Source organism: Streptomyces sp. NPDC096324 (assembly GCF_044763015.1).
Lineage (GTDB): Bacteria > Actinomycetota > Actinomycetes > Streptomycetales > Streptomycetaceae > Streptomyces.
Genome location: NZ_JBIWFK010000022.1, coordinates 47,730 through 69,046, shown reverse-complemented (window position 1 = coordinate 69,046; position 21,317 = coordinate 47,730). Strand labels below are relative to the sequence as shown.

18 protein-coding genes are annotated in these 21,317 nt (G+C 72.3%); 15 read left to right on the top strand and 3 right to left on the bottom strand.

Annotation, left to right across the window (positions count from 1 at the left end; all coding sequences use genetic code 11):
• Positions 1-144 precede the first annotated feature (144 nt).
• From fbaA to ACIQ7M_RS37805, 13 genes are all read left to right on the top strand, one after another.
• Complete coding sequence (gene fbaA, locus ACIQ7M_RS37865) at positions 145-1,167, top strand: class II fructose-bisphosphate aldolase (protein WP_355768370.1); 1,023 nt, start codon at positions 145-147, stop codon at positions 1,165-1,167.
• 103 nt (positions 1,168-1,270) lie between these two features.
• Positions 1,271-2,911, top strand: coding sequence for an MFS transporter (locus ACIQ7M_RS37860; RefSeq protein ID WP_403652887.1), 1,641 nt, complete (start codon positions 1,271-1,273; stop codon positions 2,909-2,911).
• A gap of 243 nt (positions 2,912-3,154) precedes the next feature.
• Positions 3,155-3,568 (top strand): DUF3151 domain-containing protein, encoded by a 414-nt coding sequence (locus ACIQ7M_RS37855; RefSeq protein ID WP_355768376.1) that lies wholly within the window; start codon positions 3,155-3,157, stop codon positions 3,566-3,568.
• A 179-nt stretch (positions 3,569-3,747) separates the two neighbouring features.
• The gene (locus ACIQ7M_RS37850) at positions 3,748-4,593 is read left to right on the top strand and encodes a tryptophan 2,3-dioxygenase family protein (RefSeq protein WP_355768379.1); all 846 of its coding nucleotides are present in this window, start codon (positions 3,748-3,750) and stop codon (positions 4,591-4,593) included.
• The gene (gene kynU, locus ACIQ7M_RS37845) at positions 4,586-5,788 is read left to right on the top strand and encodes a kynureninase (protein WP_403652884.1); all 1,203 of its coding nucleotides are present in this window, start codon (positions 4,586-4,588) and stop codon (positions 5,786-5,788) included. Before ACIQ7M_RS37850 ends, kynU begins: the two co-directional genes overlap by 8 nt.
• A 282-nt stretch (positions 5,789-6,070) precedes the next feature.
• Positions 6,071-7,060, top strand: coding sequence for an alpha/beta hydrolase (locus tag ACIQ7M_RS37840; RefSeq protein ID WP_403652881.1), 990 nt, complete (start codon positions 6,071-6,073; stop codon positions 7,058-7,060).
• Between the two features lie 311 nt (positions 7,061-7,371).
• Positions 7,372-8,331 carry an alpha/beta hydrolase gene (locus tag ACIQ7M_RS37835; RefSeq protein WP_403652879.1) on the top strand — a complete coding sequence of 320 codons (960 nt, stop codon included), beginning with the start codon at positions 7,372-7,374 and terminating at the stop codon, positions 8,329-8,331.
• A 1-nt stretch (position 8,332) separates the two neighbouring features.
• Positions 8,333-9,565, top strand: a complete 1,233-nt coding sequence (locus tag ACIQ7M_RS37830; RefSeq protein ID WP_403652988.1) for an acyltransferase — start codon at positions 8,333-8,335, stop codon at positions 9,563-9,565.
• Positions 9,566-9,797: 232 nt separating this feature from the next.
• Complete coding sequence (locus ACIQ7M_RS37825) at positions 9,798-11,162, top strand: sensor histidine kinase (RefSeq protein ID WP_403652985.1); 1,365 nt, start codon at positions 9,798-9,800, stop codon at positions 11,160-11,162.
• Complete coding sequence (locus tag ACIQ7M_RS37820; protein ID WP_403652876.1) at positions 11,159-11,839, top strand: response regulator; 681 nt, start codon at positions 11,159-11,161, stop codon at positions 11,837-11,839. The genes ACIQ7M_RS37825 and ACIQ7M_RS37820 overlap by 4 nt, the downstream gene beginning before the upstream one ends.
• 123 nt (positions 11,840-11,962) lie before the next feature.
• On the top strand, positions 11,963-13,324 hold the full coding sequence (locus tag ACIQ7M_RS37815; RefSeq protein WP_403652873.1) for a sensor histidine kinase: 1,362 nt from the start codon (positions 11,963-11,965) through the stop codon (positions 13,322-13,324).
• Positions 13,321-14,004, top strand: coding sequence for a response regulator (locus ACIQ7M_RS37810; protein ID WP_403652870.1), 684 nt, complete (start codon positions 13,321-13,323; stop codon positions 14,002-14,004). Before ACIQ7M_RS37815 ends, ACIQ7M_RS37810 begins: the two co-directional genes overlap by 4 nt.
• A 68-nt stretch (positions 14,005-14,072) precedes the next feature.
• Positions 14,073-15,293, top strand: a complete 1,221-nt coding sequence (locus tag ACIQ7M_RS37805; RefSeq protein ID WP_403652868.1) for a cytochrome P450 — start codon at positions 14,073-14,075, stop codon at positions 15,291-15,293.
• Between the two features lie 190 nt (positions 15,294-15,483).
• Here ACIQ7M_RS37805 and ACIQ7M_RS37800 read toward each other — a convergent pair whose 3' ends face one another.
• Positions 15,484-17,097, bottom strand: a complete 1,614-nt coding sequence (locus tag ACIQ7M_RS37800; RefSeq protein ID WP_403652865.1) for an ABC transporter permease — start codon at positions 17,095-17,097, stop codon at positions 15,484-15,486.
• Positions 17,094-18,128, bottom strand: a complete 1,035-nt coding sequence (locus ACIQ7M_RS37795; protein WP_403652862.1) for an ATP-binding cassette domain-containing protein — start codon at positions 18,126-18,128, stop codon at positions 17,094-17,096. Before ACIQ7M_RS37795 ends, ACIQ7M_RS37800 begins: the two co-directional genes overlap by 4 nt.
• A 102-nt stretch (positions 18,129-18,230) precedes the next feature.
• On the opposite strand from ACIQ7M_RS37795, the gene ACIQ7M_RS37790 reads away from it, so the two are divergent.
• Positions 18,231-18,731, top strand: coding sequence for a MarR family transcriptional regulator (locus ACIQ7M_RS37790; RefSeq protein ID WP_355759303.1), 501 nt, complete (start codon positions 18,231-18,233; stop codon positions 18,729-18,731).
• Between the two features lie 77 nt (positions 18,732-18,808).
• Here ACIQ7M_RS37790 and ACIQ7M_RS37785 read toward each other — a convergent pair whose 3' ends face one another.
• Complete coding sequence (locus ACIQ7M_RS37785) at positions 18,809-19,666, bottom strand: diacylglycerol kinase family protein (protein WP_386980882.1); 858 nt, start codon at positions 19,664-19,666, stop codon at positions 18,809-18,811.
• 196 nt (positions 19,667-19,862) lie between these two features.
• Between ACIQ7M_RS37785 and ACIQ7M_RS37780 the strand changes: the two genes are divergently transcribed.
• Entirely contained in the window at positions 19,863-21,146 is a 1,284-nt protein-coding gene (locus ACIQ7M_RS37780) for an adenylosuccinate synthase (protein WP_355759307.1), read from the top strand.
• The last annotated feature ends 171 nt before the right edge of the window (positions 21,147-21,317 follow it).

The following is a 21,317-nucleotide window of genomic DNA, read 5'->3' as shown; positions in this document are numbered from 1 at the left end:
TCGGACGGGGTGTCTGTCCTGAGCGGTGGCGTCTGGAAAGATGGGGCCGACGATGATGTCGCCCCCCTAGGTCAGGGCCATAAGCACCAGTCCCGTCGTACCGCAGCAGCAGTACGCAGACCCGCACATACAAGGAGCGGACAGATGCCCATCGCAACCCCCGAGGTCTACAACGAGATGCTCGACCGGGCGAAGGCAGGCAAGTTCGCCTACCCGGCCATCAACGTGACCTCGTCCCAGACCCTGCACGCTGCGCTGCGCGGCTTCGCGGAGGCCGAGAGCGACGGCATCATCCAGATCTCCACCGGTGGTGCGGAGTTCCTGGGCGGCCAGCACAAGAAGGACATGGTGACGGGCGCCGTCGCGCTCGCCGAGTTCGCTCACATCGTGGCCGCGAAGTACGACATCACGGTCGCGCTGCACACGGACCACTGTCCCAAGGACAAGCTGGACGGCTACGTACGTCCGCTGCTCGACATCTCCGCCGCGCGCGTCGCCCGGGGCGAGAACCCGCTGTTCCAGTCCCACATGTGGGACGGCTCCGCCGAGACCCTCGCCGACAACCTGGCCATCGGCCAGGAGCTGCTCGCCAAGGCCGTCGCCGCGAAGATCATCCTCGAGGTCGAGATCACCCCGACCGGCGGCGAGGAGGACGGCGTCAGCCACGAGATCAACGACGAGCTGTACACGACGGTCGAGGACGCGCTGCGCACCGCCGAGGCCCTCGGCCTGGGCGACAAGGGCCGCTACCTGCTCGCCGCCTCGTTCGGCAACGTGCACGGTGTGTACAAGCCGGGCAACGTCGTCCTGCGTCCCGAGCTCCTCAAGGACCTCCAGGAGGGTGTCGCCGCCAAGTACGGCAACGCCAGCCCGTTCGACTTCGTCTTCCACGGCGGCTCCGGCTCCACCGCCGAGGAGATCGCCACCGCGCTGGAGAACGGCGTCGTGAAGATGAACCTCGACACCGACACCCAGTACGCCTTCACCCGTCCGGTCGTGGACCACATGTTCCGCAACTACGACGGTGTCCTGAAGGTCGACGGCGAGGTCGGCACCAAGTCGAAGTACGACCCGCGCACCTGGGGCAAGCTCGCCGAGGCCGGCATGGCCCAGCGGGTGACCGAGGCCTGCGCCGCCCTGCGTTCCACGGGCACCCGCCTCAAGTAGTCGACCGGGGACCGTCCGGTGGTCGTACGACCGCCCGCTGATCGTCCCCCGGGAAGGGCCCGGCACCTGCCATGGTGCCGGGCCCTTCCGTATGCTCCGAGGTATGGCTGTGCCTGCGCGTGACGCATCGGACGGCAGACCCGCGGGCGGTGGACCCGCGGGCGGTGGACCTGCGGTACGGATCGCCTCCCCGACGGGGAAATGGATCCTGCTGACCACCGTCCTCGGCTCCGGCATGGCCCTGCTGGACTCGACCGTCGTCAATGTCGCCCTGCCGACCATCGGCCGTGACCTGGACGCGAGCCTCGCCGCCCTCCAGTGGACCGTGAACGGCTACATGCTCTCGCTGGCCGGGCTGATCCTGCTGGGCGGTTCGCTCGGGGACCGGTTCGGGCGACGGAAGATCTTCGTTCTCGGCGTGATGTGGTTCGCGGCCGCCTCACTGCTGTGCGGGCTCGCGCCGAACGTGGGCGTGCTCGTCGTGGCCCGCGTCCTCCAGGGTGTCGGCGGGGCGCTGCTCACCCCCGGTTCGCTCGCGATCATCCAGGCCTCCTTCCATCCGGACGACCGGTCCCGTGCCATCGGCCTGTGGTCGGGCTTCGGGGGTGTGGGGGCGGCCGTCGGGCCGTTCCTGGGCGGCTGGCTGGTGGACGGGCCGGGCTGGCGCTGGGTGTTCCTGCTGAACATCCCCGTCGCGCTGGTGTGCGTCCCGGTCGCCCTGCGTCACGTGCCCGAGTCCACCGGCGACACCGCCCGCCCGACGGAGTCCGCCGGGACCACCGGCCCACGCGGGGCCGGGAGCGGGGGAGCGCCCGCCCACCGCCGCTTCGACGTCCTCGGCGCCGTCCTCGGCGCGCTCTCGCTCGCCCTGGTGACGTACGCCCTGATCGAGGCCCCGAGCGGTTCCCCCCTGGTGCCGGTCACGGCGGTCGCGGGCGTGGCGACGGGGGTGGCCTTCGTGTACGTCGAGCGGCGGCGGCCCGATCCGATGATGCCGCTCGACATCTTCGCCTCGCGCCAGTTCACGGCCGTCAACCTGGTGACCCTGTGCGTCTACGCGGCGTTCGGCGGCTTCTTCTTCCTGACCGCGCTCCAGCTCCAGGTCGTGGCGGGCTACTCGGCGCTCCAGGCCGGCACGGCACTCCTGCCGACCACGGCCCTCATGCTGCTCTTCTCCGCCCGCTCCGGCGAACTCTCCCAGCGCATCGGTCCGCGTATCCCGCTGACGGTCGGGCCGCTGCTGTGCGCGACGGCCATGCTGCTGATGCTGCGCGTCGGAGAGGACGCGTCGTACGTGGCCGACGTGCTGCCCGCGCTGCTGGTGATGGGCCTGGGCATGGTGACCCTGGTGGCGCCGCTGACCGCGACCGTCCTGGCCTCGGTGGACACCGGGCGGGCGGGTCTGGCCAGCGGGATCAACAACGCGGCCGCTCGCGCGGCCGGGCTCGTCGCCGTGGCCGCGCTGCCGCTGCTCACCGGGATGGGACCGGAGGCGTACCGCTCGGCGGACGCCTTCGACGCGGCGTTCCGCCGGGCGATGCCGCTGTGCGCGGGCGTGCTGGTGGTCGGCGCGGTGCTGGCGTTCACGACCGTGCGCCGCCCGGCGCCGGGCTGCCTGCGCCCCGAGTGCCGCAGGCACGGTTCCCTGACCACGCCCCCGCTGGAGCCGGAGCGCTCCCGGGGCGTCCTCGGGGGCCGCGGCTCCCCCGGGTCCGAGCCTTCCGGAGCCGGTCCGGCTTCGTGACCGTGCTTGGAGCTGTCGATCCGGCCGGCGATCAATCCGGCCGGAGATCAGAGATCAGAGATCAGCGGCCGGTGGCCGGTAGCCGGTGGCCGGTGGCCGGCGGTCGTTGTACGCGGGACGACTCCCCCGCAGGCGTGACCACGTCCGTCAGGTGCCGGTCGCGGTCCCGCTCCGGAACAGATCGTTCCCCGGCTGCCGCGGGCAAGCGTTACCGATCACGGCCGATGCAGCAGACTGGAACCCATGACGATTCACGAGAACCTCCTCGGGGGACCGCCCCCGACCCGTCTGCCCGACGACCCGGAGCCGCGCGAGCTCCTCGCGAACGGCACGGCCCCCACCGACGTCGCCGCGAAGTACCCCACCTCCTCGCTCGCCTGGGCGCAGCTCGCCGACGACGCGTTCGAGCGGGGCAGCGTCGTCGAGTCGTACGCCTACGCCCGTACCGGCTACCACCGCGGCCTGGACTCGCTGCGCCGCAACGGCTGGAAGGGCCACGGCCCGGTGCCCTGGGAGCACGAGCCGAACCGCGGCTTCCTGCGCGCCCTGCACGCCCTCGCCCGCGCCGCGCAGGCGATCGGCGAGCAGGAGGAGTACGAGCGCTGCAGCCAGTTCCTGAAGGACTCCTCACCGGCGGCGGCCCAGACCCTCGGCTAGACCCGGAATCTTGAAGGGGAGCCCCGTCCGCGGGGCCCCGGCGCGGGTCCGCCTGGTGTGACCAGGCGGACCTTGCGGTTTCGGGGGACGATTGTGGAGGATGCCCGGTGGGGACCGGGGCCCCCGTGTCGGTAACGGCAGGGGCGGACCGCTACCCGGAGCACAATCAGGAGACAGCGATGTCCCACCAGGCTCAGCCCCCGCAGGCTCAGGAGCCCGAGACCCCGCATCTCGACTTCCAGGGCACGACCCCGTACGAGGACTACGTACAGGCGGACGTGCTCACCCACCTCCAGCACACCCTCTCCGACGACCCCGGAGAGATGGTCTTCCTGGTGACGACCCAGGTCATGGAGCTGTGGTTCACGGTCATCGTCCACGAGTGGGAGACCGCGGCCAAGGCGCTGCGCGCGGACGACATCCCCGTCGCGGTGGCCGCGCTGAAGCGGTCCGTGCGTGAGCTGGAGGCGCTCAACGCGTCCTGGCGTCCGCTCGGACAGCTCACCCCCGCGCAGTTCAACTCCTACCGCTCGGCCCTCGGCGAGGGTTCCGGCTTCCAGTCGGCGATGTACCGGCGCATGGAGTTCCTGCTCGGCGAGAAGTCCGCGTCGATGCTCGTCCCGCACCGGGGCGCGCCCCGTGTGTACGCCGAGCTGGAGAAGGCCCTGCACGAGCCGAGCCTGTACGACGAGGTGCTGCGGCTCCTCGCGCGGCGCGGCCACGCGATCCCGGCCTCGGTGCTGGACCGCGACGTGTCGCTGCGCTACGAGCCCGTGCCCGAGGTGCAGGCCGCGTGGACGGCCCTGTACTCCGGTGACGACACCGACGAGGTCGCGCGTCTCGGCGAGGCGCTGACCGATGTCGCCGAGCTGGTGTGGCGCTGGCGCAACGACCACCTCGTCGCGACCCGGCGGGCGATGGGCTCGAAGACCGGCACCGGCGGCTCCGCCGGAGTGGCCTGGCTGGAGAAGCGCGCGCAGAAGAACGTGTTCCCCGAGCTGTGGACAGCGAGGTCCTATGTCTGAGCGAGCCCATGTGTTCGCGCTCGCCGCGCGGGCGGCGGAGCTGGACGGCGCCGACGAACTCGCCGGATTGCGCAAGCGGTTCGTTCTCGACGACGTGGTGTACCTGGACGGGAACTCGCTCGGCGCGCTGCCGACCGAGGTGCCCGGCCGGGTCGAGGACGTCGTCCGCAGGCAGTGGGGCGAACTGCGCATCCGCTCCTGGGAGGAGAGCGGCTGGTGGACCGCGCCCGAGCGGATCGGCGACAGGATCGCCCCGCTGGTCGGCGCGGCGCCCGGACAGATCGTGGTCGGCGACTCGACCAGTGTGAACGTCTTCAAGGCCCTGGTGGGCGCGGTACGGCTGGCGGGCGAGGGGCGCGACGAGATCCTCGTCGACGCGACGACGTTCCCGACGGACGGGTACATCGCCGCCTCGGCGGCCCGCATGACGGGCTGTGAGCTGCGCCCGGTCGACCCGGACGAGCTGTCCTCGGCCCTCGGCCCCCGCACGGCGGCGGTGCTGCTCAACCACGTCGACTACCGCACCGGCCGGTGCTACGACCTGCCCTCCCTCACCGCCGCGATCCACGAGGCGGGCGCGCTCGCCGTCTGGGACCTGTGCCACACCGCGGGCGCCCTGCCGGTCGGTCTCGACGAGCACGGGGTGGACCTGGCGGTCGGCTGCACCTACAAGTACCTGAACGGCGGCCCTGGTTCACCCGCGTACCTCTACGTGCGCGCGGACCTCCAGGACCGTTTCGACTCCCCGCTGCCCGGCTGGAACTCGCACGCCGAGCCCTTCGCCATGAGCTCGTCCTACGAGCCGGCGCCGGGCGCGCTGCGCGGCCGGGTCGGTACGCCGGACATCCTCTCGATGCTGGCCCTGGAAGCGGCGCTCGAGGTGTGGGACGGCGTCTCCATCGACAGCGTCCGCGCCAAGTCGCTCGCCCTGACGGACTTCTTCCTGGAGTGCGTCGCGGCGTACGTCCCCGAGGGCCGGGTCGAGTCCGTGACCCCCTCCGCGCACGCGGAACGGGGCAGCCAGGTGGCCCTGCGCTGTGCGGACGCGGGAGCCGTGATGAAGCGCCTGATCGACCGCGGGGTCGTCGGCGACTTCCGCCACCCGGACATCCTCCGCTTCGGCTTCACCCCCCTGTACGTCGGCTTCGCGGACGCGGAACGGGCGGCGAGGATCCTGGCGGAGATCCTGGGCTGAAACGGCAGCAAGTTTCAGCCCCTCCGGCGTTTGAGGAGCGGGGTCCGGGGCGGAGCCCCGAGTAAGGGACGGGTAGGGGCGGAGGGGGCGAAATCCTCTCCGCCCCTACCCGTACGCCGGGTATCTGCTCGCCCGGGGGAGCCACGGAAGGGGAGAACCGGCCCCCTTGACCGAGAGTGACAGCCCGCTGTCACCTCACGTCACCGGCCTGATACCGTCCCCGCAAACGGCCGAATTGTTCCCTCGTCCGCCAAATCCGTTTCACCGCTGAGAGGTTGGAGCATGCAGGACGACGCCGCACCCCGGGACCGCGACGACGCCGCCATCGCGCGCGACGCCGCCGAAGAGGCGTCGGCCTTCTCGCACCCGCCCGTGGACCCGGACGTCACCCTGGCGTACGGCGACCACCCCGACCAGGTGATCGACTTCTACGCTCCGTGCGACCCCGACCCGGAGGTCCTCACCCCTCTCGTGGTCGTGCTGCACGGCGGCGCCTGGCGCGCCCCGTACGACCGCCGCCACATCACCCCGTTCGCGGACTTCCTGACGCGCCGCGGATTCGCCGTGGCGAACGTCGAGTACCGCCGGGGAGAGGCGACTTCACCCGCTGCCAAGGGGCCCGCGATCCCCGCGCAGGGCGGCCCGGCGGAACCCGGGCGGGACGACGCGGCCTCCTCCGGGGCGGGCGGCACCGCGAGCGGGACCCCGGTCGCCGGCCGTTGGCCCGACACCTTCGACGACGTGGCGGCCGCACTCGACGCGCTGCCCGCCCTCGTCCGCACGGCACTTCCCCAGGCCGACCCCCTGCGCATCGTGGTCACCGGCCACTCGGCGGGCGGTCACCTGGCCCTGTGGGCCGCGGCCCGCCACCTCCTGCCCGCCGACGCGCCCTGGCACACCGACCGCCCCGCACCGCTGCGCGGCGTCGTCGCCCTCGCCCCGATCGCCGACTTCGAGGTCGCGGAGAAACTCGACGTGTGCGGCGGGGCCTCCCGTCAACTCCTCGGAGGGGAAGCCACGTTCGCGGAACGCCTGCCCTACGCCGACCCGGTGCGCCTGCTCCCCACCGGCATCGCCACCACGCTCGTCCAGGGCCGCACCGACATCGTCGTCCCGCAGGCGGTCGCCGAGTCGTACGCGGACGCGGCGGCCAAGGCCGGCGAGGTGGTGGGTCTGACGCTGCTGGAGGACGTCGGCCACTTCCCCCTGATCGACCCGGCCGCCGACGCCTGCGCCGTGGTGGCGGAGGAGATCGCCCAGCTGGCCTGGTAGCCGCTCCAAGCACTCGGCGAAAAAGGGGAGTTGATCCCCCCTTCCGCGAACCCCGGTCATACCCGTAGTACCTGAGAGCTACCTCTCGGATGGGTTCCCCAGCGGGACGCGGACGACGTGTGAGGATCCGTAATTTCCCTTCCAGCGGCGCCCGACGACCGGGCGGACGGGGAGGGACGGACACCATGGATCGGCGTCTGCGTCGGATGTCGGGCACCCGGCATCGGGGTCGGGCGGTTCGGGACCGGCGTTCGCGCGGGGCGGTGCGGGCTTCGGCGCCCGAGCGGAACCCGTGTCGGGCGGTGCGGGCCATGAGCCTGTCCTGGGCCGCGTGGGCGGGCCGGCTGCGGCGGGCGCTGCTCGCCGTGACGGTCGTGGCCGCCGTCGTCGTCCCGGTGTCCGGTGCCGCACGCCCCGAGATCCCCGCGCCGGCACCCGCTGTCCTCGCACCGCTGACGGCGTCGGCTCTGGGTCAGGTGTACGCGGCCAACCGGGCGGACGCCGCCGAGGCCGCGCGGATGGCCGAGGACCACGGTGACCGCACCCGGGCCGCCGCCGACCGGGCCATGGCCTCGCCCTCACGCCACTTCCTCACCTTCGACGGCCGGGGTACCGGCCGGGCCGTCGAGGTCTTCGGCGATCTCGCCCACGCCGACCGCGTGGCCGTCCTGGTCCCGGGCTCGGACACCACGCTGGAGACGTACGGCCGCTTCCGCGCCGGCGCCCGCGCCCTGCACGACCGGCTCGGCACGCGCGGTGCCGTGCTGGCCTGGCTCGGGTACGAGACGCCGGGGACCGTGAGCACCACGGTCCTGACGGCGGGCCGTGCCGAGGACGCGGCTCCGCGGCTGAGGGAGTTCCTGGGCCGGCTGCGCGGAGTCGTGGGCGGGCCGGCGCACGTCTCCCTGCTGTGCCACTCGTACGGCACGGTGGTCTGCGGCCGTGCCGCCCAGGGCCTGGACGTGAGCGACATCGTCGTCCTCGGCAGTCCGGGCACCGGCGCCTCCTCGGCCGCCGCGCTGCGCACCCCCGCCCGCGTCTGGGCCGCCCGGGGCTCCGCCGACTGGGTCGCGCACGTACCGCACACGAGCCTCGGTCTCTTCGGTACGACCGTCGGCTTCGGGCGCGACCCGGTGTCGCCGGCCTTCGGCGCCCGGGTCTTCCGGGCGGGCTCCGCCGGCCACAGCGACTACTTCGCGCCGGGCTCCGAGTCGCTGGCCAACCTCACCCGCATCGTCCTCGGCGACACCTCGGAGGTGACCCGTGCATGACCTGACCGGCACGACCGTTCCGAAAGCCACGACCGGCACGACCGCGCTGACCGGCTTACGGACCGCGATCCACCGCATCGACCGGTCCACCCCCGTGGAGCGGGACCGCGCCGTGGACGCCCTGCGCGCCCTCGCGATCCTGGGCGTGGTCCTGGGCCACTGGCTGGTGACGGCGCTCGTCGCGGACGGCGGCGCGCTGCGCGCGGCGAGCCCGTTGCGGTACATGCCCTGGCTGACCCCGGTCTCCTGGGCCTTCCAGACGCTCGCCGTGTTCTTCCTGGTGGGCGGCCATGTGGCGACGAAGAGCCACGCGTCGGCACGGGCCCGCGGGGAGACGTACGGACAGTGGCTGCGCGCCCGCATCGGACGTCTTCTGAGGCCGGTGGCGGCGGTGCTGACACTCTGGGCGCTCGCGACCGGTTGCCTCCTGGTTGCCGGAGCGGACTTCCGCACGGTGCACACGCTGGTGAAACTGGCGCTGTCCCCGCTCTGGTTCCTGGTCGTCTTCGCCGGCCTGACCGCGGCGACACCGCTGCTCACCCGGCTGAACCCGCTGTGGCCGCTCGCCGTCGTTCTCCATGTGGACATCGTCCGATTCGGCTTCGGCGGCCCGGCGTGGCTCGGCTGGGTGAACCTCGCGGCGGGCTGGCTGGTGCCGTACGCCCTCGGTGCGGCCTGGACACGCGGAGAGCTGGAGCGGCCGCGCGCGGGCTGGGTGCTGTTCGGCGGCGGCGCGCTCGCGACGGCCGCCCTGGTGCTGTGGGCCGGATATCCGGCGTCCATGGTCGGCATACCGGGCGCCGCGGTCTCCAACCTCGACCCGCCCACACTGGCCGTGGTCACCTTCGGCCTGGCCCAGTGCGGGCTCGCCCTGCTGCTGCGCGGGCCGCTGCGGCGGGTGACGCGGCGCCCGGTGGTCTGGGCCGGTATCGCCTTCGCCAACCTCTCCGCGATGACGATATTCCTCTGGCACCAGACATCCCTGATGGCGGTGTCCGCCGCCGGTCTGCTCGCGGGCCGGCTTCCCGGCCTGCACACCACCCCCGACTCCCTGGTCTGGGTGGCCGCGCGGGTCGCCTGGCTGCCCGTCTTCGGCTGTGCTCTCACTCTGTGCTGGTTCGCTTTCAACGTCCATGAGCGGGGACCCCGCCGGCCGACAGGCCGCCCGTCCCGGGTCGTCCGCGTTCACCGCGGCCCCGGCCGGACCCCACCCGAGGCGGCGCCTCGTGCCTAGGGTGGACCGCGTGACCAGCGAGGAGCACCGGCCCCCGATCGGCGAGCGGACCAACCCCTCTGACGCTCCCTCACGCAGACCCGAGCACCCCGTCACCGGCCCGCCCGTCACCTCTGCCCCGGCCCTCTGGTCCGTCGGCCGCGGTCCCCGTGGCGGCGCGCTCCTGCGGGCACTCGCCCAAGCTCCTTCCCTGCCGCTGCCGTTCCTGCGGGGAATCCTGGCCGAACTCGCGGTGCCGGCGGTCGCGCCGCTGCCCCCCTTGTCCCGGCCGCGCCGACTGAACCGACTGCCGCACGTCCTGGTGTGTGTGATCGCCCTCGGGCTCGGGCTGGCCGCCATGGACGAGTTGAGCAACGCCTACCGACTGGGTTTCCCGCTGGGCACACTCAGCGGCTTCGCGCTGGGCTCGGCCGTCGCGCTCGCGCTGTGGCGCCCCGTACCGGCCTGGTGGCTGTCGCTGGGTGCCACCGTGGTCGCGGCCGTCGTCGCCCGCGCCGGCCTGGTCGCCGACGTCTTCGGGCCCGGAACGCGGTCGGGACCGGACTGGCCCTGGAGCACACCCGCGATCATGGCGCAGGCGGTCGTTCTCTTCCTGCTCGCCCTGCGGTCGCCCACGCGCGTCGCCGTCGGCGCGCTGTCCCTGACCGCTCTGGCGACCTACGCCCTGCAAGGTCTGGCGGGCGGACCCACGAGGAGCGGGCCCAACCCTCCGGCGGTCCCGCTCGGCGGATCGCCCTATCAGGCGACGGGAATGTCGGCGATGGTCGTCTTCGCCGCGGTCGTCATCGTCGGCACGGCGCTGCGCGGTCGCCGCGTGGCCCGTACCCAACTGGTCGAGCAGGCCTCCCTGACCGAAGAGGAGCGCGCCCGCCGCACCGTCCTGGAGGAGCGCAGTCGCATCGCCCGTGAACTCCATGACGTGGTCGCCCACCACATGTCGGTGATCTCCATCCAGGCGCAGGTCGCCCCGCACCTGGTCGAGAATCCGACCGACGAACTGAAGGAGAACCTGGCGGGCATCCGGCAGAACGCCCTGGAGGCGCTGACCGAGCTGCGCCGAGTGCTCGGCGTGCTGCGTTCGGAGAACCCGGAGGACCCCTACGGCCTCGGTGCCGGGGCGGGTGTCGCGCCGGACTCCCCACAGCCCACGCTCAGCCGTCTCGACGCCCTGGTCGAGAACACCCGCGCGGCGGGACTGGACGTGACCACGGAGATCGCGGGCGAACAGCTTCCGCTCGCCCCGGGCGTGGAGCTGTCGGCGTACCGGATCATCCAGGAGGCGCTGAGCAACGCCCTTCGCCACGCGCCGGGTTCCGCCGTCAAGGTGGAGCTCTGGCATTTCCCGAGGGGCCTCCAGGTGAGGGTCGTCAACTCGCGGCCCCAGTACCCCGCTCCGCCTTCCCCGGGCGCGGGGCACGGACTGCTCGGCATGCGAGAACGCGTGGCGATGCTGGGTGGCACCCTCGTGACCTCGAGGACGTCGTGCGGAGGGTTCGCGGTGGCGGCCTTCCTCCCGGGCAACGGCGCCGCGTCCGCCGACGGATCCGCCCGGACCGACGACCCCTTGACCGGCCCGCGAGGAGAAGAGACGTCATGACGACCGTGAGCGGCACCATCCGCGTACTGATCGCCGACGACCAGCAGATGGTCCGCCAGGGATTCACCGTGCTGCTCGACACGCACCCGGGCATCGAGGTGGTCGGTCAGGCGGTCGACGGACTCGACGCGGTCCGCCAGGTCGCCGAACTGGCGCCGGATGTCGTCCTGATGGACATCCGCATGCCCGAACTCGGCGGCATCGAGGCGACCCGTCGCATCACCACGGACGCCCCGCACATCAAGGTCCTGGTGCTGACCACCTTCGACCTCGACGAATACGTCTACGAGGCGCTGCGCGCCGGCGCGTCCGGGTTTCTCCTCAAGGACGCCTCCGCGGATCAGCTCGCGGAGGCGGTCCGCGTCGTCGCGGCCGGCGACGCCCTCCTCGCCCCAGGCATCACCCGCCGCCTCATCGCGGAGTTCTCCCGCCTCGGCGCCACCCCGCGCGCACCCCTCAAGCAACGCGTCGGCGACCTCACCGAACGCGAGACGGAGGTTTTGGCCCACATCGCCCAGGGCCTCTCCAACGCCGAGATCGCCCAGCGCCTGGTGGTGGCCGAGCAGACCGTGAAGACCCATGTCGGCCGCATCCTGGTCAAACTGGGTCTGCGTGACCGCACCCAGGCGGCGGTCTTCGCCTATGAGACGGGCCTGGTCCGTCCCACGGGCTACTGAGCCGCCCCGGTCCCGCCCTGCCCGTAGGAGTCCCGGCCCTACCCGTAGTACCTGAGACGGACCCGGGAGGACCCTCCTCGCAGGTGACGACCCCGCCCCCCGCCCGGGCCTACCGTTCTGAGCGTGACCGAGACGACCCAGACGCAGACGACGTCCCCGCCCCCCGGCGGTGCCGGGGCCAAGCCCCGCAGCCCGGAGTACCGCCTCGCGGCGGACGCCGTGCGCGGACTGCGGCAGGACATGTTCCACGACGCCTTCGCCTACCGCCCGCTGCCCCGCATGCGCACGGACGGCCCGGTGACCCGCCGCCTCTCCGGAACCCTGCACAGGTACGCCGCCTGGACCCCGCACGCGACGGTGGCGGCGGCCGGTCTGCTGGCCATGGCCGCGGGCTACACCTCCGCCGGCGGACCGGGCGGCGGCTCGGTCGGGGCCCTGTTGTGCGGGCTCCTCGCCCTGCTCCCGGTCCTGGCGACCCTCGTCCGCCCGGTCGGCGCCTTCTGGCTCTCGATCGCTGCGGTCCCGGTCGTCGCCGTGTTCGACGGCGCCTGGAGCGACTGGCCGTGGCCCCCCGGCAGCTTCCTGGCGCATGTCATCGTGCTGACGGTGGTCGCCCTGCGGTCGCGGCCCCGCGTCGCGGCGTGGATGTGGCTGCTGACCGCCGCGTACAGCCTGATGGCCGAGACGTTCTTCGGCGGGGGCTACTACAGCGCCAACACGTTCCCGCTCCTCTTCGTCTCGGCGCTCGCCCTCCTGATCGTCACGGTGCTGAACATCCGCAGGGAGGCCGAGCAGGAGGTGACGGCCCACCAGTCGGAGACGGCACACGAGCGTTCCCGCCGCACGCTGCTCGAAGAGCGCACGACGATCGCCCGCGAGCTGCACGACGTGGTGGCCCACCACATGTCGGTGGTCGCCATCCAGGCGGAGGCGGCGCCCTACCGGGTGGTGAACCCGCCCCCGGAGCTGGAGCAGGCGTTCGTCACGATCCGGGAGAACGCGGTGGCGGCGCTCACCGAGCTGCGCCGGGTGCTGGGCGTGGTCAGGGCCGAGGACTACGAGGCGCCGGATGCGCCGCAGCCCACCCTCGCCGATCTGGACCGGCTCCTGGCCAATGTGCGGGAAGCGGGTCTGTCCGTGGAGAAGGCGGTCACCGGCGCGGTGCGCGAACTTCCGCAGGGCGTCGAACTGTCGGCGTACCGGATCGTCCAGGAGGCCCTCAGCAACACCCTGCGGCACGCGCCGGGTGCCTCCGCCCGCGTCGAGATCGGCTACGTGCTCGGCGGGCTCGGCCTGCGCATAGTCAACGGCCCCGCGCCGGTGACGAACCTGGAGAAGTCCACGCACGGCGCGGGGCACGGCATCACGGGCATGCGCGAGCGGGTCACGATGCTGGACGGCGAGATGACGACGGGCACCACGGACGACGGAGGGTACGAGGTGGCGGTGTTCCTGCCGGTGCCGTCGGGGGAGGAGAGCGGATGACGGGCGGCACGGGTCGCGCGATCCGCGTGCTGATCGCCGACGACCAGATGATGGTCCGCGAGGGCTTCTCCGTGCTGCTCGGCGCGATGCCGGACATCGAGGTGGTCGGCGAGGCGGTCAACGGCCGCGAGGCGGTCGACCGGGTCCGCGAGCTGCAACCGGACGTCGTGCTGATGGACATCCGCATGCCCGAGATGAACGGCATCGACGCGACCCGCGAGATCGTCGCCGCGGACGGTGCCGCGAAGGTGCTGGTGCTGACGACGTTCGACCTCGACGAGTACGTGTACCAGGCGCTGCGCGCGGGGGCCTCCGGCTTCCTGCTCAAGGACGCCTCGGCCCGCCAGCTCGCCGACGGGGTGAGGGTGGTGTCGGCCGGGGAGGCGCTGCTCGCCCCCTCGGTCACCAGGCGGCTGATCACGGAGTTCTCCAGGCTCGCGGAGGAGCCGAGGCTGCCGACGACGGCGCACGGGGCGTACGGGGAGCTGACCGACCGGGAGACGGAGGTGCTGGTACTGATCGCGCAGGGGCTGTCGAACGCGGAGATAGCCGAACGGCTCGTCGTCGCCGAGTCGACGATCAAGACCCATGTGAGCCGCATCCTGGTGAAGCTGGGGCTGCGGGACCGCACACAGGCGGCGGTGTTCGCGTACGAGGCGCGGCTGGTCACCCCCAGATGACGGCATCCGGCGCCCGCGGCCCGGGTCGGCCCTGGTCAGCGGGGGGTGGGCCGGGCTAGCGTCCGTTCATGGCAGCTTTGGAGAGTACGCGGGCCTTCGACCCGTGGGATCCGGCGTTCGTGGCGGACCCGTACCCGGCGTACGAGGAACTGCGCGCGCGGGGCCGGGTGCACTACTACGAGCCGACGAACCAGTGGCTGGTGCCGCACCACGCGGATGTGTCGGCACTGCTGCGGGACCGCCGGCTGGGCCGGACGTATCAGCACCGGTTCACGCACGAGGACTTCGGGCGGACGGCGCCGCCGCCGGAGCACGAGCCCTTCCATGTGCTCAACGATCACGGGATGCTCGATCTGGAGCCGCCGGACCACACGCGGATCCGGCGGCTGGTGTCGAAGGCGTTCACGCCCCGCACGGTCGAGCGGCTGAAGCCGTATGTGGAGGGGCTGGCGGGCGAGCTGGTCGACCGGCTGGTGGCGGCCGGCGGCGGGGATCTGCTGGCCGACGTGGCGGAGCCGCTGCCGGTGTCGGTGATCGCGGAGATGCTGGGGGTCCCGGAGTCCGAACGGGCGCCGCTGCGGCCCTGGTCGGCGGACATCTGCGGGATGTACGAGCTGAATCCCCCGGAGGAGACGGCGCGGAAGGCGGTGCGGGCGTCGGTCGAGTTCACCGAGTATCTGCGGGGGCTGATCGAGGCCCGCCGCAAGGAGCCCGGGGACGATCTGATCTCGGGGCTCATCGCGGCCCACGACGAGGGCGACCGGCTCACCGAGCAGGAGATGATCTCCACCTGCGTGCTCCTGCTCAACGCGGGGCACGAGGCGACGGTCAACGCCACCGTGATCGGCTGGTGGACCCTGTTCCGGCACCCGGAGCAGCTCGCGGGACTGAGGGCGGACCACACCCTGATCCCCACGGCGGTGGAGGAGTTGATGCGGTACGACACCCCGCTCCAGTTGTTCGAGCGCTGGGTGCTGGACGACATCGAGATCGACGGTACGACGGTGCCGCGGGGCGCGGAGATCGCGATGCTCTTCGGCTCCGCGAACCGTGACACCGCGGTGTTCCAGGACCCGGAGACGCTGGACCTGGCGCGGGCGGAGAACCCGCACATCTCCTTCAGCGCGGGCATCCACTACTGCATCGGCGCTCCGCTGGCCCGGATCGAACTGGCCGCGTCCATGAGCGCGCTCCTGACGAAGGCGCCCGGTCTCCGGCTCGCCGGGGAGCCGGTCCGCAAGCCGGGCCTCGTGATCCGCGGCCTGGAGAGCCTGCCGGTGGAGATCTGACCTCCGTCACGGCTTCTCCGTGACCGCGCGTCCGTCACGGCTTCTCCGCGACCGCGCGTCCGTCACGGCTCCTCCGTCACCGGTCCTCCCTCATCGTTGAGTCCGGCGATGCGGCCACTCACCGCTCACCGCTCACCGCTCCCGCCCGGCGGCGCGACCCCTGCCACGGCAGGTCGCGCCGCCGGGACTCTCACGTCGCCAGGTCGCGGCGGCGCAGGCAGGCCAGGCCCGCCGCCGTCAGGGCCGCCGCGATCGCGGTGAGGACGAGGACCGGTGTCCAGGCCATCGTGCCGCCCGGCAACTTCGGCAGATGACCGAAGGGCGAGAGGTCCATGACGGCCTGCGGGATCTTCAGAGCGGGGCCGATCCAGCCGAGCACCAGGGCGAGGCCGGCCGCGGCCCAGGCGCCGGGGGCGACCCGGGGCGAGAGGCCGTACAGCAGGACGGCGAGGCCGCCCAGGGTCCAGACCGCCGGGACCTGGACCAGACAGGCGCCGAGGATCGCGCCGGACTCGGCGCCGTAGCCGAGGGCGAGACCGAGTCCGCCGAGCAGCATGACGACGACCGTGCCGCCGAAGGCGATGACCAGGTGTCCGCCGGCCCAGCGCAGCCGGCCCACGGCGGCGGCGAGCAGCGGTTCGGCGCGCTGGGAGGTCTCCTCGCCGTGCAGTCGCAGCACGGAGGCGACGATGTAGAGGGCGGCGACCATGCCCAGCATGTTCACCATGGCGGCGAGGAACGCGTCGGTGATCCCGGCCTGCCCGCCCATCCGCTCGATGATCTCGCGGGTCTTGGCGTTCTCGCCGACCAGGTCCGCGGCCCCCTTCGTGATGCCACCGAACGCGGCGCCCGCCGCGAGGAAGCCGAGGCTCCAGCCGAGCACCGCACCGCGCTGCAGCCGCCAGGCCAGCGCCCCGGCCGTGCCGAGACGGCCGGTCGCGGGTCCCGGCCGGGTGGGCAGGAAGCTCATGCCCACGTCGCGCCGCCCGGCGAGCGCGTAGGCGGCGGCGCCCTGCGCGGCGACGGCCGCGGCGAACAGCGCCAGGACCCACCAGCGTTCGTCCGCGAAGGCGCGGACGTTCTCCAGCCAGCCCAGCGGTGAGATCCAGGTCAGCACCGACGAGCCGTCGTCGGTCGCGGAGTCGCCCGCCGCCCTGAGGACGAAGGCGGCGCCGATCAGCCCGGCCGTCAGTCCCTTGGCGAGCCGCCCGCTCTCCGTGAGCTGGGCGACGATCGCGGCCATGGTCGCGAAGACCATCCCGGTCGCGCCGATCCCGAGCCCCAGTGCCAGGGCCCCGGCGGCGCCCTGTCCGGCGAGGCCGGCCGCGACGAGGAGGGCGAGGACGCCGTTGGCGACGAGTGCCGCGAGCAGGGCGGCGGTCAGCGGGGCCCGGCGCCCGACCATCGCGGCGGAGACGAGTTCCTGACGCCCGCTCTCCTCCTCGTCCCGGGTGTGCCGTACGACGACGACCAGGCTCATGACGGCGGCGAGGATGCCGGCGTAGACGCCGATGCGCCAGGCCGTGAGCCCGCCGAGCGAGTCGCCGAACACCGGTCCGTAGGTGGCGCGCAGGGAGTTGTTGGCGAGCATCTGCCGCCCCAGGGAGGCGCGTTCGGCCGGGGTGCTGTAGACGCTCTCCAGCGAGGCCGGCAGGGACAGCACCATCAGCGCGGTCACGCCGATCCACAGCGGCATCATGACGCGGTCGCGGCGCAGCGCGAAGCGCAGCAGGGTTCCGGTGCCGGCCAGGGGGCGGGAGCCGCCGACGCGTGCGGCGAAGGGGCCCGCGGTCGTGGCGGTCATCGGGCCACCGCCCCTTCGGACCCGTCCGTCCGTACGTCGGATCCGTCCGTCCGTACGTCGGATCCGTCCGTCCGCGCGTCGTCCTGGTAGTGCCGCAGGAACAGCTCCTCCAGGGTCGGCGGGGTCGAGGTCAGGGACCGTACGCCGGAGTCGGTCAGCGAGCGCAGGACGGCGTTCAGCCGGTCGCCGTCGGCCTGGAACCGGACCCGGTAGCCGGACCCGTCGTGCCGGACCCCGGTGTCCTGGACGTCGAGCTCGTGGACCCCGGGCAGCTCCGCCAGGCCGTTCGGCGGGCCGGTGAGTTCGGCGGTGACGCTGGTGCGGGTGAGGTGGCGCAGGTCGGCGAGGGAGCCGCTCTCGACGGTCCGGCCCGCGCGGATGATGCTGACGCGGTCGCAGAGTTCCTCGACCTCGCTCAGGATGTGCGAGGACAGCAGGATCGTACGGCCGCGGTCGCGTTCCTCCCGGACGCACTTCTGGAAGACCTCTTCCATCAGCGGGTCGAGGCCCGAGGTCGGTTCGTCCAGGATGAGCACGTCGACGTCCGAGGCGAAGGCGGCGACGAGGGCGACCTTCTGACGGTTGCCCTTCGAGTAGGTGCGCCCCTTCTTGGTGGGGTCGAGTTCGAAGCGCTCGATCAGTTCGGCGCGCCGCGCCGGGTCGAGGCCGCCGGTCCGTCCGCCGTCCTGTCCGCCGCGCCGGGAACGGCCTCCGCCGTGCAGCCGCCCGTAGAGGTCGATGACCTCGCCGCCGGAGAGGTCGCGCCACAGGGTGACGTCGCCGGGGACGTAGGCGACCCGGCGGTGCAGCTCGACCGCGTCCGCCCAGGGGTCCATGTCCAGCATGCGCGCCGTGCCCGAGTCGGCGCGCAGCAGGCCGAGCAGGACCCGGATGGTGGTGGACTTCCCGGAGCCGTTGGGGCCGAGGAAGCCGTGCACCTCACCGGCCTCGACCTCCAGGTCCAGACCGTCCAGTGCGTGCGTCCTGCCGAACGACTTGTGCAGTCCAGCGACGCTGATTGCCTTCGTCATGGCCCGAACGTACGCTTCCTTCAGAAATTTGTGAAGTTAAGGAAACGTATAAATCCTGGATACACTCGACCGCGACGCGTGAGCAGGGGAGATGATCGGGAGATGGCGGAACCGAGTGCGGCGGAGCGGGACCCGGAGGCGGTCTCACAGTTCGTCGAGGGCTTCGCGGCCCAGCTCGTCGAGGCCGGGATGCAGCGGATGCCCGCCCGCGTCTTCGCCGCGCTGCTGGCCTCCGACGCCGGCGCCATGACCTCCGCCGAACTCGGCGAACAGCTCCAGGTCAGCCCCGCCGCCGTCTCCGGCGCGGTGCGCTACCTCGCGCAGCAGCACATGGTCGCGCGCGAGCGCGAACCCGGCTCGCGGCGCGAGCGCTACCGCGTGCACAGCAACCAGTGGTACGAGGCGCTGACCAACCGTGACGCGGTGCTCAAGCGCTGGGAACTGGCCCTGCGCGCCGGTGTCGACTCCCTCGGTTCCACGACCCCCGCCGGGCGGCGGCTCTCCGAGACCCTCGCGTTCTTCGAGTTCATCGACGGTGAGGTCGCCGCGATGATGGAACGCTGGCGCGCCCACCGCGAGGCACTGTTCGGCCAGGGCGGCTGACGAGGGGGAACGGCCTCGCTCCAGGGGTGCCACCGGCAGGGCCAGGCCTTCAGGGTGCCACCGGCAGGGTCGGGTCCTCAGGGTGCCGCCGGCAGGGTCAGGCCCCAGGCCGACTCCCGTACCGTCCAGGTCCGGGTCCGGACCGGGCCGCTCACCACGGAGTCCGCGCCGTAGCGGAAGTCCGCGCCGGAGACGGTGACCTTGTGGCCCAGCAATCGCAGGGGCGAGGACCCGGCCCCCACGGACACCGCGCGCACCTCGATCTCGGCGCCGGTCCCCGAGCCCCCCGGCGTCACCGACACGGCTTCCACGGGCTGGTCCAGGTCCACCACGCACACCCCGTCGACCTCGATCCGCAGCCGGGAGGGCCCTGTCGTGGACACGGGGCCGAGCCGGGACGGCCGGGAGGCGAAGGTCCGGACGAGGGACTGGCAGGTGCGCAGCCACGGATGCCCGCCGATCTCCTCCCCGGGCGCTCCCGCGGGCACCGGGGCCAGGGGCCGGGAGGGCGGCGAGGGGATGCGCAGAGCGCCGAGCACGACGCCGTCGCTGTCGTCCACGAGCAGATCGAGCCGCCGTTCGGCCCCGTCGAGGACCGCCCTGGCCGCCGCCACGGCACCCATCGGCACCCCGAGCGAACGGGACAGCGACAGCGCGCCGCCCACGGGCACGAAGGACAGCGCGCACGCGGCGAGTTCCCGCCGCCGGTGCAAAAGCGACACCGCCCGCAGCAGGGCGCCGTCGTCACCGATGACGACGGGTCGGCGCGCACCCCGGCGGATCAGCGCCCGAGCGAATTCCTCGGGCCCTTCCGGGAGGCACACCTTTGTCGCCGCACCCGCGCTGAGCACGTCTTTCGCGATCCGGACGGACTCGCCGTCGGTTCGTCGGGCGACCGGGTCGATGACCACCAGGAGCTGGTCGGAAGCCGCCACCTCGGTCCTGCCTCGCTTCCTCGGGTAGCATCTTTCTGCAAGAGCCCCTTGCGCCTTTGCGCCAGGGGCTTCGTCTATTCCGGGGCATCCGGTCCGACGGTCGCGGCCAATGGTGGTCGCCGGTGTGCGCAGCCGTAGCCACGGTGGCGTACGTCCCCGACCTTGGACATGCCCCGCCCGGAAGGGGTGTACGCCTGTGCCCGCACTTGTGCTGCTCGGTGCTCAGTGGGGTGACGAAGGCAAGGGAAAGGCCACCGATCTGCTCGGTGGATCCGTGGACTATGTGGTGCGCTACCAGGGCGGTAACAACGCCGGCCATACGGTAGTCGTGGGCGATCAGAAATACGCCCTCCACCTCCTCCCTTCCGGAATCCTCACGCCGGAGTGCACTCCGGTGATCGGCAACGGAGTCGTCGTCGACCCGTCCGTCCTGTTCTCCGAGCTGAACGGACTGAACGAGCGCGGCGTCGACACCTCCAAGCTGCTGATCAGCGGAAACGCTCACATCATCACGCCTTACAACGTCACTGTCGACAAGGTGACGGAACGCTTCCTCGGAAAGCGGAAGATCGGCACCACCGGGCGCGGCATCGGTCCGACATACGCGGACAAGATCAACCGCGTGGGCATCCGCATCCAGGACCTCTACGACGAGTCGATCCTCACCCAGAAGGTCGAAGCGGCGCTGGAGGTCAAGAACCAGCTCCTCACCAAGCTCTACAACCGCCGCGCCATCGAGGCGAGCCAGGTCGTCGAGGAGCTGCTGGGCTACGCGGACCGGCTCAAGCCGTACGTCGCGGACACCGTCCTGATCCTCAACCAGGCGCTGGAGCAGGACAAGGTCGTGCTCTTCGAGGGCGGCCAGGGCACGCTCCTGGACATCGACCACGGCACGTATCCGTTCGTGACCTCGTCGAACCCGACCGCGGGCGGCGCCTGCACGGGCGCCGGTGTCGGCCCGACCAAGATCAGCCGGGTCATCGGCATCCTCAAGGCGTACACGACCCGGGTCGGCTCGGGTCCGTTCCCGACCGAGCTGTTCGACGCGGACGGCGAGGCGCTGCGGCGCATCGGCCACGAGCGTGGCGTGACGACCGGCCGTGACCGGCGCTGCGGCTGGTTCGACGCGGTCATCGCCCGCTACGCGACCCGCGTGAACGGTCTGACCGACTTCTTCCTCACCAAGCTGGACGTCCTGACCGGCTGGGAGGAGATCCCGGTCTGCGTGGCGTACGAGATCGACGGCAAGCGCGTCGAGGAACTCCCGTACTCCCAGACCGACTTCCACCACGCGAAGCCGATCTACGAGACCCTCCCCGGTTGGTCGGAGGACATCACCAAGGCGAAGACCTTCGGCGACCTCCCGAAGAACGCGCAGGCCTACGTGAAGGCGCTGGAGGAGATGTCGGGCGCCCCGATCTCCGCGATCGGCGTCGGACCGGGCCGCACCGAGACGATCGAGATCAACTCGTTCATCTAGCGCGGAGTGGTGTCCGGACGAGGTTCCGGAGCAGTTGATTCCATGAGTACGCCCCCGGCCGACGTCCGGGGGCGTACTCGTAGGCGGCGGGCCGCGGAGTGCCGCCCATCGCGTTGCGCGAGCCGAACCGGCCGGGGCGGGCCCGGGCCTCACTGGAGAGAGTGATGTCCG

What these genes read in the sequence shown, in the direction of transcription:
- fbaA (WP_355768370.1), top strand. Translation starts at nt 145, where the DNA reads ATGCCCATCGCAACCCCCGAGGTCTACAACGAGATGCTCGACCGGGCG.
- ACIQ7M_RS37860 (WP_403652887.1), top strand. Translation starts at nt 1,271, where the DNA reads ATGGCTGTGCCTGCGCGTGACGCATCGGACGGCAGACCCGCGGGCGGT.
- ACIQ7M_RS37855 (WP_355768376.1), top strand. Translation starts at nt 3,155, where the DNA reads ATGACGATTCACGAGAACCTCCTCGGGGGACCGCCCCCGACCCGTCTG.
- ACIQ7M_RS37850 (WP_355768379.1), top strand. Translation starts at nt 3,748, where the DNA reads ATGTCCCACCAGGCTCAGCCCCCGCAGGCTCAGGAGCCCGAGACCCCG.
- kynU (WP_403652884.1), top strand. Translation starts at nt 4,586, where the DNA reads ATGTCTGAGCGAGCCCATGTGTTCGCGCTCGCCGCGCGGGCGGCGGAG.
- ACIQ7M_RS37840 (WP_403652881.1), top strand. Translation starts at nt 6,071, where the DNA reads ATGCAGGACGACGCCGCACCCCGGGACCGCGACGACGCCGCCATCGCG.
- ACIQ7M_RS37835 (WP_403652879.1), top strand. Translation starts at nt 7,372, where the DNA reads ATGAGCCTGTCCTGGGCCGCGTGGGCGGGCCGGCTGCGGCGGGCGCTG.
- ACIQ7M_RS37820 (WP_403652876.1), top strand. Translation starts at nt 11,159, where the DNA reads ATGACGACCGTGAGCGGCACCATCCGCGTACTGATCGCCGACGACCAG.
- ACIQ7M_RS37810 (WP_403652870.1), top strand. Translation starts at nt 13,321, where the DNA reads ATGACGGGCGGCACGGGTCGCGCGATCCGCGTGCTGATCGCCGACGAC.
- ACIQ7M_RS37805 (WP_403652868.1), top strand. Translation starts at nt 14,073, where the DNA reads ATGGCAGCTTTGGAGAGTACGCGGGCCTTCGACCCGTGGGATCCGGCG.
- ACIQ7M_RS37800 (WP_403652865.1), bottom strand. Translation starts at nt 17,097, where the DNA reads ATGACCGCCACGACCGCGGGCCCCTTCGCCGCACGCGTCGGCGGCTCC.
- ACIQ7M_RS37795 (WP_403652862.1), bottom strand. Translation starts at nt 18,128, where the DNA reads ATGACGAAGGCAATCAGCGTCGCTGGACTGCACAAGTCGTTCGGCAGG.
- ACIQ7M_RS37790 (WP_355759303.1), top strand. Translation starts at nt 18,231, where the DNA reads ATGGCGGAACCGAGTGCGGCGGAGCGGGACCCGGAGGCGGTCTCACAG.